Annotated in this window: 9 protein-coding genes; all 9 read left to right on the top strand. The window is 42.2% G+C overall.

Annotation, left to right across the window (positions count from 1 at the left end; genetic code table 11):
- The first annotated feature begins 133 nt into the window (after positions 1 to 133).
- The 9 genes from ENLAB_RS02015 to ENLAB_RS01975 all read left to right on the top strand — a co-directional run bounded on the left by ENLAB_RS02015 (position 134) and on the right by ENLAB_RS01975 (position 12,102).
- Entirely contained in the window at positions 134 to 1,042 is a 909-nt protein-coding gene (locus ENLAB_RS02015) for an ABC transporter ATP-binding protein (RefSeq protein ID WP_081118089.1), read from the top strand.
- Between the two features lie 2 nt (positions 1,043 to 1,044).
- Positions 1,045 to 1,848, top strand: coding sequence for an ABC transporter permease (locus ENLAB_RS02010; RefSeq protein WP_244352374.1), 804 nt, complete (start codon positions 1,045 to 1,047; stop codon positions 1,846 to 1,848).
- A 107-nt stretch (positions 1,849 to 1,955) separates the two neighbouring features.
- Positions 1,956 to 2,177 (top strand): YneF family protein, encoded by a 222-nt coding sequence (locus ENLAB_RS02005; protein ID WP_005225816.1) that lies wholly within the window; start codon positions 1,956 to 1,958, stop codon positions 2,175 to 2,177.
- A gap of 201 nt (positions 2,178 to 2,378) precedes the next feature.
- A complete protein-coding gene (locus ENLAB_RS02000) occupies positions 2,379 to 4,127 on the top strand; it encodes an ABC transporter ATP-binding protein (RefSeq protein WP_140964911.1) in 1,749 nt (582 codons plus the stop codon).
- Positions 4,127 to 5,902, top strand: coding sequence for an ABC transporter ATP-binding protein (locus ENLAB_RS01995; protein ID WP_086292193.1), 1,776 nt, complete (start codon positions 4,127 to 4,129; stop codon positions 5,900 to 5,902). The genes ENLAB_RS02000 and ENLAB_RS01995 overlap by 1 nt, the downstream gene beginning before the upstream one ends.
- A gap of 677 nt (positions 5,903 to 6,579) precedes the next feature.
- Complete coding sequence (locus ENLAB_RS01990; protein WP_086292195.1) at positions 6,580 to 7,932, top strand: SLC13 family permease; 1,353 nt, start codon at positions 6,580 to 6,582, stop codon at positions 7,930 to 7,932.
- 62 nt (positions 7,933 to 7,994) lie between these two features.
- Positions 7,995 to 10,124, top strand: coding sequence for a hydantoinase/oxoprolinase family protein (locus tag ENLAB_RS01985; protein ID WP_244352372.1), 2,130 nt, complete (start codon positions 7,995 to 7,997; stop codon positions 10,122 to 10,124).
- A 17-nt stretch (positions 10,125 to 10,141) separates the two neighbouring features.
- Complete coding sequence (locus ENLAB_RS01980) at positions 10,142 to 10,855, top strand: hypothetical protein (protein ID WP_244352370.1); 714 nt, start codon at positions 10,142 to 10,144, stop codon at positions 10,853 to 10,855.
- 137 nt (positions 10,856 to 10,992) lie between these two features.
- Entirely contained in the window at positions 10,993 to 12,102 is a 1,110-nt protein-coding gene (locus ENLAB_RS01975) for a LacI family DNA-binding transcriptional regulator (protein WP_086292198.1), read from the top strand.
- Positions 12,103 to 12,206 lie beyond the last annotated feature (104 nt).

Raw genomic sequence — 12,206 nt, 5'->3', positions numbered from 1 at the left:
GCAAAAACAGGAGCATCGATGTTCCTTTTTCGCTTCTTGACTTTTTTTTACAGAGATGGCATGGTATACATATTATCATAACGTTTTTTATTTAAAATCGTTGCAGAAATGGTGTTAGGAAGAAGGGGTAACTTTGACAGAAGTATTAGCACTGCAAAATGTTTCCAAATTGATTGGAACCAAACGAATCATTGATGATGTTTCCTTTGTGGTGGACCAAGGACAAGTCGTTGGTTTATTAGGGCCTAATGGGGCTGGGAAGACGACGATTATCCGGATGATCGTTGGCTTGATGAAGCACAACACAGGATCGATTGCCATTATGGGAAATTTATTGGATTCTTCGTTTAAAACAGCGATTGCCTCAGTCGGAGCGATCGTTGAGAATCCTGAGTTTTATAATTACATGACCGGATATGAAAATTTGATGCAGTATCAGCGCATGGCGAAGAAAAAAAGTACGACAGCAGAATTAGAAGCACTTATTCGTCAGGTACATTTAGAAGGACATATCCATCAAAAAGTCAAAACCTATTCATTAGGGATGCGTCAGCGTTTAGGTGTTGCCCAGGCATTGGTCCATCAACCAGACTTATTAGTTTTAGATGAGCCGATGAATGGTCTGGATCCTAAAGGCATGCGGGAGTTTCGAGAAATGATTCTTTCTTTGAGAGAAAAAGGAGTTTCTGTCTTAGTTTCCAGTCATCAATTAAGCGATATCGAACAAATTGCCGATCATTTGATCGTGGTGCAAAAAGGAAAAGTCACTCATCAAGTAGCAATGGCAGAGTTGAAAGCAGAGAAAAATGTACTGATTATTAAAACAGATGATAATGCGCAAACAGAAGCACTGTTAAAAGCTTCCTTTGAGGTCGAGGTCCTGCAGGTTGCAGATGAATTGCAAGTCACTCTAGCAACCGATCAGCGTTCGGCAATCGCTGCAGCGATCGTGACGGCGGGTATCGGCTTGAAAGAACTACGGACAAAGCAATCTTCTCTAGAAGATACATTCTTGGCTTGGACCGAAGAAGGAGGTTTGTAAGCATGCTGACATTGATTAAAAATGAATGGATCAAATTAACCAAAAAGCGTTCTACTTGGATCATGTTGCTTTTATTGGTTTTAATGACGTTTGGCTTGACCTATGTTGTACGCTTAGGTAGTCCAGAAATTGGTGCCAATGATTTGTTTGCTTCTTTGAGCGACATGACTTCGTTCTTAAACTTATTTGTAGTGATTGTGGCAGCTTCTTCAGTGGCGGAAGAGTTCAGTCGTGGAACGATCAAGTTCTTATTGATTCGGCCTTTTTCCAGAAGCCAAATCTTAGCAGCAAAAGCCATCAACACGTTTTTATTTGCGCTTTTAGGGACTGCTGTTTTACTCATCAGTAGTTTAGCAGCTGCCAATTTATTTTTAGCAGCTGAATCACCTTTTGCTGCTACTGGCTACAACGGGCTAGCGGCGATTCTCGTTGCCCTTGTTTTTGCGGGAACCAACTTGCTATTGATTGTCTTTTATATTGCATTGACCATCTTTATCTCAGCCGTCATTCGCTCTCAAAGCCTGGCGGTAGGCTTAGGCTTGGGTATGTTGTTCGGAAGCAGCATCATCAACTCGATCATGCTTTTTGCGCAAGAAAAATACTCATGGCTGAAGTGGAATCCATTTAATTTTATGAATATCAAAGAGCAGATACCGAGTTTATTAAATAGTCCTGACATGCAGATGACTGCCTTTGATCCGGGATTGGGCTATTGGCAAATGGCGATCGGGATCCTTGTTTACAGTGTTTTAATCTACCTTTTAACAAATTGGTTATTCAACAAAAGAGATGTCGTATTAAGTTGAGGAAACGAGTGAAAGTTTTTGGATAAATCCAGCTTTCACTCTTTCTTTTTGTGTTTTTTTCTAGTAAAATGATTCATTGAGAGTACAAGAGAAAGGAGAGTTTTCAAATGACTATTAATATAGGAATCGTAATCGTGATCGCTGTTGTTGCAGCATTACTAGGCGCTGTCGGCGGCTTCTTTTTGGCGCGTAAATATATGCAAGATTATCTAAAGAAAAATCCTCCCGTTAATGAGGATATGCTTCGCTCGATGATGATGTCAATGGGTCAAAAACCTTCTGAGAAAAAAATTCGTCAGATGATGCAGCAAATGAAAAACCAAAAGTAGGTTTTTTTCTAAGAAGCGGGCTGATTTTATCAGCTCGCTTTTTATTGCGGCAAAATGTAGAAACTAATAAAAAAATGGCCGCATGCTGCTTTTGCTATTTACTTTCTGTGAATAGCGGGGTAGCAATCGAATCTGAATCTAATAAATATTCGGAAAAATCGCAAAATTTAGGCAACAGGTCACAAAGAAATGGAGAGTGTTATGTCAATATTTAGGAAGTTAGGTTGGTTTTTTAAACAAGAAAAGAAACATTATTTGTTAGGCGTAGGCTCTTTAGTCCTAGTCGCCTTGGTACAGTTGGCACCCCCAAAAGTTATTGGGATCATCATCGATGAGATTGCGGAAAAAGAGATCTCGATGCAGACGATCTTTTTTTGGGTCATGATCTTGATTGCTTCAGCTATCGCTCAATACGTGTTCCGTTTCGTCTGGCGGACGCATATCTGGGGCAGTGCTGCTCGGCTAGAAAAAACGTTACGCAGACAGCTATTTGCACATTTTACAAGGATGGATCAGTTGTTTTATCAAAAGCATCGGACAGGTGATTTGATGGCCCATGCCACCAATGACTTGAATGCCATCCAAAATGTGGCAGGGGCGGGGATCTTAACCTTTGCCGATTCCTTCATCTCGGGAGGGGCAACCATCATTGCGATGGTTCTCTTTATCGACTGGCGGTTAACGATCATTGCTCTATTGCCGCTGCCTTTCTTAGCAGTCATGGCACGGGTTCTTGGTAGCAAATTGCATGATGCGTTTCGTGACTCGCAAGAAGCCTTTTCTTCCATCAACGACAAAGCCCAAGAAAGTATTACTGGGATGAAAGTCATCAAAACTTTTGGACAGGAAAAAGAGGACATCGCTGATTTTCAAACCAAAATCGACCATGCCATCATCAAAAACCGCAAAGTCAATTTTCTGGATGCCTTGTTTGATCCGTTTATTACGATCATCATCGGAATCTCCTATGTGCTGACGATCATCGTTGGCGGCAATTATGTTATGGACGGTACCATCTCGATCGGTCAATTGGTATCCTTCATCAGTTATATCGGTATGTTAGTTTGGCCGATGTTTGCCATCGGACGTCTGTTTAATGTGCTGGAACGAGGCAATGCTAGTTATGATCGGGTTGCCGAATTGTTGGCGGCAAAGACCCATATTATTGAAGCCAAAGATGCGGTCAATGCCCCAGCCCAAGGAACGGTGAACGTTCAAATCAATGAGTTTCACTATCAAGGAGATGATTTTGCCCTGCAAGACATCCACTTTACTTTGCCTGCCGGGCAAACACTAGGTGTCGTCGGGAAAACCGGTGCTGGAAAAACCTCTTTGATGAAGCTCTTGTTGCGAGAGTATGATTCATTTGATGGAGCGATCACCTTCGGGGGCATCGATAGCAAGCAATACTCCTTGAATGCTCTTTTGGGTTCGATTGGCTATGTTCCGCAAGATCATTTCTTATTTTCCATGACGATTCGAGACAATATCCGCTTTGCGCAACCACGAGCTTCTCAAGCAGAAGTGGAAGCGGCTGCTGGATTAGCAGTGATCCATGAGGATATTAGTCAGTTTCCTGATGGATACGAAACGATGGTGGGGGAACGTGGTGTTTCTCTTTCCGGCGGACAAAAACAGCGTTTATCCATTGCCCGTGCCTTGATCACTGATCCAGAATTATTGATTTTAGATGACGCCCTTTCAGCAGTAGATGCCAAAACGGAAGAAGCTATTTTACAACAGTTACGGACCTTCCGTCAGAATAAAACAACAATCATTGCTGCTCACCGCCTAAGCAGTGTCAAGCACGCAGAAGAAATTCTGGTGATCGACAATGGGAAAATCAGTGAACGCGGGACCCATGAACAATTATTGGCTGCAAATGGCTGGTATAAAAAAATGTGGGACAAACAGCAATTAGAAGCTAAAATCGAAGGGAGTGAAGCCTAATGCAAGAATCAGAATGGAGCAAATCGATTCCCTTTAAAGAGCAAAAAAACATCATCAAACGAATGTTTCTTTTTGCCAAGCCATTTCGAAAAACCTTCTATGCAGCGATCTTTTTTGCTTTTGTGCTATCGATCGTCAATATCTTGTTGCCTTTGATCATTCAAACCTTTATGGATAATTATTTGACCAATCAAACGGCGACCCAGCAAGTCATTTATTTCTTTGCTGCGCTGTATTTCTTTGGGGTTTTGGTAAAAGCTGTGATTTGGTTTTTCCAATGGTTCCTTTATTCGATGGGTTCTTTAAAAACCTATCAATATATTCGAGCAAAATTATTTGAAAAATTGCATAGTCTTGGGATGCGTTATTTCGATCAGACACCAGCAGGGTCAATCGTTTCACGGGTCAGCAACGACACAGAAACATTGTATGAATTTTGGTATGTCTTCTTGATGGTATTGACAGGAATTTTTGCGGTGGTTTCTTCTTTTGCCGCCATGTTCCGCATCAACGTCAAAATCGCCTTATTAAACTTGATTTTTCTGCCAATCCTAATGGTAGTCATCTGGTATTATCAAAAATTCAGCTCTCGTATCTATCGTCAAATGCGGGAAAAACTGAGTCAGCTGAATACGAAATTGAATGAATCGATTTCTGGTATGCAGATCATTCAACAATTCCGCCAAGAGGCGCGGCTGAATGAAGAATTCGAAGCGACCAACGATGATTATTTGAAAACTAGATACGCCATGATCCGCACGAATGCGCTGCTATTATCACCAATCATTAGTTTGTTGTATGCCTTAGCGATCGCCTTGTCATTGACGGTCTTTGGGTTTGATGCTTTAGAATCGCCCATTGAAGTCGGGTTGATTTTCGCCTTTACGACCTATATTCAAGGATTTTTTAATCCCATGACACAGATGATGGATTTTCTCAGCGTCTTTACTGATGGGATGGTAGCCGGCAGCCGTATTTTGAAGATTATGGATAATGAAGAATATACGCCGCAGCAAAACCCCGATGCCAGTCAAACCATCACCAAAGGAAAAATCGAATTTCGTGATGTCAGTTTTTCCTATGATGGAAAAAACAACGTATTGAATCATATTTCTTTCATCGCCTATCCGGGTGAGACCGTGGCTTTAGTCGGTCACACAGGAAGTGGCAAGAGCTCGATCATCAATGTGCTGATGCGTTTTTATGAATTCGGGGAAGGACAAATTTTGATCGATGATCAAGATATCCGCGACTTTACGATGGAAGAGCTTCGGAAAAAAGTTGGACTCGTATTGCAAGATGCCTTCATGTTTTATGGGGACATCGCTGATAATATCCGCTTATTAAATCAGGACATTGATGAGGAACAGATTGAAAAAGCAGCAAAATTTGTTCAAGCAGATGCTTTCATTCAAAAACTACCTGGTAAATACCACGCCAAAGTGATTGAACGGGGTGCCAGTTATTCAAGCGGTCAGCGACAATTGATCTCCTTTGCTCGCACGATGGTGACCGATCCGAAAGTTCTGGTCTTGGATGAGGCAACTGCCAATATTGATACTGAAACAGAAGGACTGATCCAAGAAGGATTGGCCAATATGCGTCAAGGGCGAACCACGATCGCGATCGCCCATCGGTTGTCTACCATCCGCGATGCCGAGTTGATTTTGGTGCTTGATAAAGGCTCGATCGTCGAACGAGGCACCCACGATGAACTTTTGGCTCAAAAAGGGTTGTATGCCGATATGTATCGTTTGCAGGCAAGTGAAGTTTAAACGACCAATAGACCTTAAAATACCACCTAGGTATTTTAAGGTCTATTTTGTATAAATTGAACAAATGAAGGGAAAAATTTCTATTTGTGATTGACAGCGTTTTCACCCTTTGCTATTATGTAGACATTAAAGCAACTAGCTCCTAGACATACAAACAGATCAAACGGTCGCGATTCCTTTCGGTTTAGACTAGGAATTACGCGTGGTCAAGCGAGTGGCAAAGGAGCTTCATGTGAAATGTTGCGCAAATAGGAGGATCAAATCATAGAGGATAAATAGGAGGGAAGCTGATCTAAGCAAAAGGCAAGCATCCTGAGCCTATCTTTTACGAAAAGCCCAACCGACAAGAGAGGATTGTGGAGGGTGATTGGAATAATGGTAGCCCCATTGAGAAAGGGGGCGAATAGGAATGTATTGAGAGCTCAAAGATAGTGGAGTGGATAAACACGAGAAATCATTCGTTGTTTTATTTTTTTAAAATCTTTGTTAACCGGTTAACTAAAACGGTTAACAAAAAAAGAGGAGGAAAGAAAACGTGGGAAATGGTCACAAGTCTAGCCGTTTTTTTCATGACAAAGGTCGCATTCAGCGAGAATAGGGGAAGTAGCAAACGTAGAAACTTGCAGCACGATGTATGAACAAAAAAATAGTTCAAATGGAAAGATGAGGGAAAATTTATGGTAGAAATTATAATTGGTATTTTAATGATCGTTTCTTTCTTAGGAATGGTTTGGTACTGCGTCAAAGGGTTCAACCTGATGGTGGGTTTCTTCGTTATGGCAACACTTTGGACCGTTTTAGCTTTTATTGGCAATGCGTTGAGTCCGGATTTAACAGCTTTGAACTTTGTCGATACGATCACGAACATTTATCAAACAGGACCCGCCGGTTTTGCTAGTTCGATTCTGGTCAATATTTTCTTCGGTTCCTTCTTTGGTCGGATTTTGATGGATACAGGGATCGCTGCAACGCTTATTCGAAAGGTTGTTGAGCTTGGTGGAGATAAACCACGGATCACCATGACCCTTTTATGTACTGTTACTGCCTTATGTTTCACTTCCATGACAGGCATTGGTCCTGTAATCTCTATCGCAGTGATCGTTATGCCGATTTTGCAAGCGTTGGGTATTCCAACAGCGATCGCTTTATTCGCTTTTATGGGTTCCATCATGGCGGGAATTTTTGCCAATGTAACAAATTTTGTGCAATACCAAGGTATTTTAGCAGCATTACAACCTGAAGGAAGTCAATCTATGATGGAATATGGGTTTTCCGACTATTTCACATTCGGCATGATCGCACTAGTCGTTTCCTTAATTGTGACATTGGTTTTTGCCAATATTGCTTTAAGTCGTGCGAAATCATCAAAAGTCAAAGCGTGGGCTTCCACACCTGGTGCAACTTCAGGCGATGCTCCTTGGTATTCTTGGGTTGCTGTGATCGCACCAGTCTTACTCGTAGTGTTTGCTGAGTTTCCTATTATTCCTGCATTTATTCTAGCAGCTTTGTACGCCTTACTGACTTGCGGAAAATTAAAAGGTGGTTTTGTGAATATTTGCCGCATGTTAGCTAAACAATTTGCAGATGGCGCTGTCGATGTTGCGCCCCTGGTAGGTTTCTTATTAGTGCTGGCTATGTTTAATTCAGCTGCAAGTCTAGCGGTTCCTTTCTTTGAACCAATCGTTGGCGGTCTAGTTCCTCATAGTACCGTGGCTCTTGCGATCTTATTTGCCATCTTAGCACCCCTCGGTTTCTTCCGTGGTCCTTTGAACTTAGTCGGATCAGGAGGAGCAGTAGCGGCAGTGATCTTAGCTGCCACAAATTGGGATCTGGCATTCATTTTTCCACTTTTCGCTGTGGTCACGATCGCTCCTCAGCATTTGGATATTACTCAGTCATGGGTAGCATGGGGGCTAGGACATCATAAAGTGGGTTCGAAAGATTTCATGAAGTTTTCGATACCAGCTGGGTGGCTTTCTAGTGCGATCCTGTGTATCATTGCGCTCATTTTGTTCGGATTGAATAACTAGTCGACGAAAGAACATAGCTAATCAATAAATCATGCAACTATGGATGTAGGAGGAAAGTGGAAATGAGTGAATTAAGAAAAGTTAGAATGGGGATCGATGTAGGTGGTACCCATACAAAAGCTGTCGCTATCGACAATCTGACTCACGAGATCATAGGAAAATCCAGCGTGAAGACCACCCATGATCATGAACGGGGGGTAGCTGCTGGCGTTGTCGAGAGTTTTCAAAATTGTATGAAAGAAAATGATATTGACCCAAAAAGTGTGATTTTTGTTGCTCATTCAACCACCCAAGCCACGAACGCTTTGATTGAAGGGGATGTGGCTGACATTGGTGTTTTCGGTATGGCTCGTGGTGGTTTCGAAGGGTTTCTGGCAAAGCGTCAATTAAAAATTGCCGATATCGTCCTAGGGAATCAGCGATCCATTAAGATCATCAATGCCTTCTCAAAACTCAAAGGAATGAATAAAGCGAGTGTGGAAGAGATGATCGATGATCTAGTGAGGCAAGGATCAGAAGTGATCGTCGCTAGTATGGCTTTTGGAGTAGATAATAATGATGCTGAAAATCTAGTGATGGAAGTTTGTACAGAAAAAGGAATTCCATGTACCGTTGCTTCGGATATCACGAAACTTTACGGATTGACCAGAAGAACACGAACTGCTACTATCAATGCAAGCATTTTACCTAAAATGTTATCTGTCGCAAATTCAACGGAAGTCTCTGTGAAGGAGTCAGGAGTAGATGTACCCTTGATGATCATGCGCGGCGATGGTGGGGTTATGGAGATTGCTGAGATGAAAAAGCGACCAGTTTTGACTATGCTTTCGGGTCCAGCAGCATCAGTAATGGGCTCACTGATGTATTTACGAGCATCAAATGGCGTGTATTTTGAAGTAGGCGGTACAACCACCAATATCGGTGTCATTAAAAACGGACGGCCAGCGATCGACTATTCTGTCGTTGGTGGACATGAAACATACATTTCCAGTTTGGACGTTCGGATCACGGGCTGTGCAGGGGGTTCCATGATTCGTGCAACTGCTAATGGAGTGGTAGATGTAGGGCCTCGTTCTGCACATATTGCCGGTCTTGACTACGCTGTCTACTCTGATCCAATCAATTGGACAGGAGGAGAGGTTGAATTCTTTAGTCCGAAAGAAGGCGATCCCGCAGATTATGTTGCAATCAAATTTGATAATGGTGAACGGGTAACCATCACCAACTCATGTGCAGCTAACGTGTTGGGCTTGATCAAACCGGAACATTTTTCTTATGGGAATATCGAAGCAGCTCGAAAAGCGATGGGCGTATTAGCGGAATATTGTGGCACGACGATCGAAGATATCGCGACTCAAATCATGGAGCGTTCTTACGCAAAATTAGAGCCAGTCATTTTGGCTTTAGCAGAAAAATACAAATTGGAAAAAAGCCAAATTTCATTAGTAGGAGTTGGTGGCGGCGCTTCGTCATTAATTATCTACTTGTCAGAAAAAATGGGCGTAAAATATTCGATTCCGGAGAATGCTGAGGTGATTTCCTCAATTGGTGTCGCCCTAGCGATGGTGCGAGATGTCGTTGAACGGATTATTCCTTCCCCTTCGAAAGAAGACTTGCGATCAATCAAAACAGAAGCTATCAACAAAGCCATTGAGAGTGGGGCTACGCCAGAAAGTGTGGAAGTCTTTATCGAAATCGATCCTCAAACGTCTAAAGTCACAGCCATTGCGACTGGTTCCACCGAAGTCAAGACGACGGATCTTTTAGCAGAGGCAACCGTTGAGGAAGCCCAAGAATTAGCAGCAGGCGATTTGGGGCTACCTCCCAACGAAATTGATCTTTTAGAGAAAAGCTCGCATTTTTATGTGTTTGGAACCCGTGTTTCTACAGGAGACAATCCGGCAATTCGAATCCTTGATAAAAAAGGCTTTATTAAAGTACAACGAGCTTCAGGGAAGGTCATCAAAACCACCGCGGAGAATTATGTGCAAGCAGTCGAGCAACTGTGGGATGACTTGGCGATCTATCAGACAGAAGTGATTTTGCGTCCAGATTTCTATATTTGTGCCGGACCTCGGGTGATGGATTTTTCAGTAAACGATTTGGAGGCATTGATGTTGTTGATCGATATCGAAATGTCGACTTTAGATCCAAATGAAGAAGTGATGGTTCTGGCGGCGAATTCCCTATGATCAAGCAGAGGTTTTTCTTGAAACAGCAACATACGGTTGATCTGGCATTGTTAGAAACGTGGTATGAACAGCTCATGCCCATCAACGAATCCAGTTGGGGAGTATTTGAGTTTACCCGCGAGATGCTGCGTAATAAAGTGAGTGAAGAGGAAAAAAACGAAATCATTGAAGAAGCCATCTTATGTGGTAGAACATGGGCGCAAAAAATGCTCGACCAGTTTGATTTGAAAAAACAGGAAAAGGCAGATCGTGCCTGGTACTTGGCGAATAAGCTTGGTTTATCGATTACGGAAAGATCTGGAAAACCGACGAAGTTTCGTATGGTCTTTGCGCAGTTTATCATGGAGCGCTCCATTGAATTGATCACTGAACCCATTGTTGCCTACACCGATCTGACTCAATCTTCGCAAATATTGCCTAAACCAGAAGTTATCCGAGGAGTCTTGATCGCCCATGAAATTTTTCACTATTTAGAAGAGCAACATGGGGCAACGATGTACCATGTCACCAAAACGATTCAACTGTGGCGCTTTTTTTCCTACGAGCATCGGTCAACGGTTGGTTGTGCTTCGGAAATTGCGGCGATGGCCTTTGCAAAAGAACTGTGTGAGACAGACTTTGTGCCTCAAATGTTAGATATTTTGCTTTCTTATCCGTTGGAAGTCGACTTTTCAAAAAGTATATATGAAGTCGTGCAGCAAGAAATGCGCCACATTGAAGCAATGGGCTAGTTCTGTGAAAATCGCTCACTTAGCGGCTTCTTTACGATCCGTCAGGACAGTCCGTGTCGAACGAAATCAGTCCTTGTTCATTTTTCAAGGGTTCCATGATATAATTGACCAACAGCAAAAAGCAAGGCGTGGATTGAATGGCAAATGAGAAAATCACCATTAAGATGGTGTCAGAAAAAGCAAATGTTTCAAAAACCACCGTTTCTAGATATTTGAATGGCAAATATGAATTTATGTCAGCAGAGACAAAAAAGCGCATCGAAGAAGTGATCGAAGAGCTTGAATACCGTCCAAATGCGCTAGCACAGGGGTTGAAAAACAATAAAACGGGATTGATCGGCATCGTTGTCAGCAATATCATGATCCCGGAAGTAGCAGCTTTAGTTCGAGGTGTCAATGATTATTGTATACGAAAATCTTTTCAGGTGATTCTTGTTGAAACCGATCACAAAAATATTTCTCAGCAGGATCAAATTCAAGCGTTGATCGACCGTCAAGTGGAAGGGCTGATTCTGTCGTCGAATCAGGACGAAGCATTCGTGAAAAGCTTGACTGAGCAAAAGGTCAAGATCGTGCTGGCTGATTGCACGATCGAAGAATTGATGATTGATACAGTCATCGTTGATAATGAAAAAGCGACGGCCGAGATGATTCAACGTATTTATTCAGAAGGCTTTGATCGAGTCGCTTACTTTACACCACCGCTCATAACGCCTAGTCGGAAGAAAAAGCTTGCTCTTTTTCTGGAAAGTTCTAAAATCGCAGTCAGAAATCCTGAACAACTAGCATTTGAGATCGAAGAAACACAAGCGGCATTTGACGCGTGTAAGGAATCACTAAACGAATTGTTGAAAAAAAATCAAGGCTATCGTTTAGCAATATTAGCTGAAAACAGTGAGTTGATGTTTGCGTTGATCCATGTGATCTATAGCTTGGGCTTACGGATTCCAGAAGATGTTGCGATTGGGGGCTATGATGATTTAGGCTGGAACAAACTTTATCATCATGAAATGTCTGTGATTGAAAAACCGTCGTATGAGATTGGTTCACAAGCTGCTGAACTTTTAGTCAAGCGGATCTCAAAAGGGAAAATGCAGTATAAACCAAAGGTGATCGAAGTACAGCCAAAAATCAAAATGAGTGGTTCGACACAAGTGAGTGACAATAGTTTTGACAAAATCGTTATCCGTATGAACCAAGAAAATCAGCCCTACATCAAAAAAAATTATCGTAAACAAGATGATTAGGTTTTTTTGTAAAAACAAGAAGCAAATGATACCATAGCCGACTCCCCATTATTAGACTGACCAGTCAAATCTTTGGGGAGCGGTTTTTTTTCTTTCGCTAAGGG

The sequence above is a fragment of the Enterococcus innesii genome (genome assembly GCF_022846515.1).
Lineage (GTDB): Bacteria > Bacillota > Bacilli > Lactobacillales > Enterococcaceae > Enterococcus_D > Enterococcus_D innesii.
This window is presented reverse-complemented; position numbering and strand designations above follow the sequence as displayed.

Bases quoted from the DNA above. Each gene is read 5' to 3' on its own strand.
- ENLAB_RS01990 (WP_086292195.1), top strand. From the start codon at position 6,580: ATGGTAGAAATTATAATTGGTATTTTAATGATCGTTTCTTTCTTAGGA.
- ENLAB_RS01975 (WP_086292198.1), top strand. From the start codon at position 10,993: ATGGCAAATGAGAAAATCACCATTAAGATGGTGTCAGAAAAAGCAAAT.
- ENLAB_RS01995 (WP_086292193.1), top strand. From the start codon at position 4,127: ATGCAAGAATCAGAATGGAGCAAATCGATTCCCTTTAAAGAGCAAAAA.
- ENLAB_RS02005 (WP_005225816.1), top strand. From the start codon at position 1,956: ATGACTATTAATATAGGAATCGTAATCGTGATCGCTGTTGTTGCAGCA.
- ENLAB_RS02000 (WP_140964911.1), top strand. From the start codon at position 2,379: ATGTCAATATTTAGGAAGTTAGGTTGGTTTTTTAAACAAGAAAAGAAA.
- ENLAB_RS02010 (WP_244352374.1), top strand. From the start codon at position 1,045: ATGCTGACATTGATTAAAAATGAATGGATCAAATTAACCAAAAAGCGT.
- ENLAB_RS01985 (WP_244352372.1), top strand. From the start codon at position 7,995: ATGAGTGAATTAAGAAAAGTTAGAATGGGGATCGATGTAGGTGGTACC.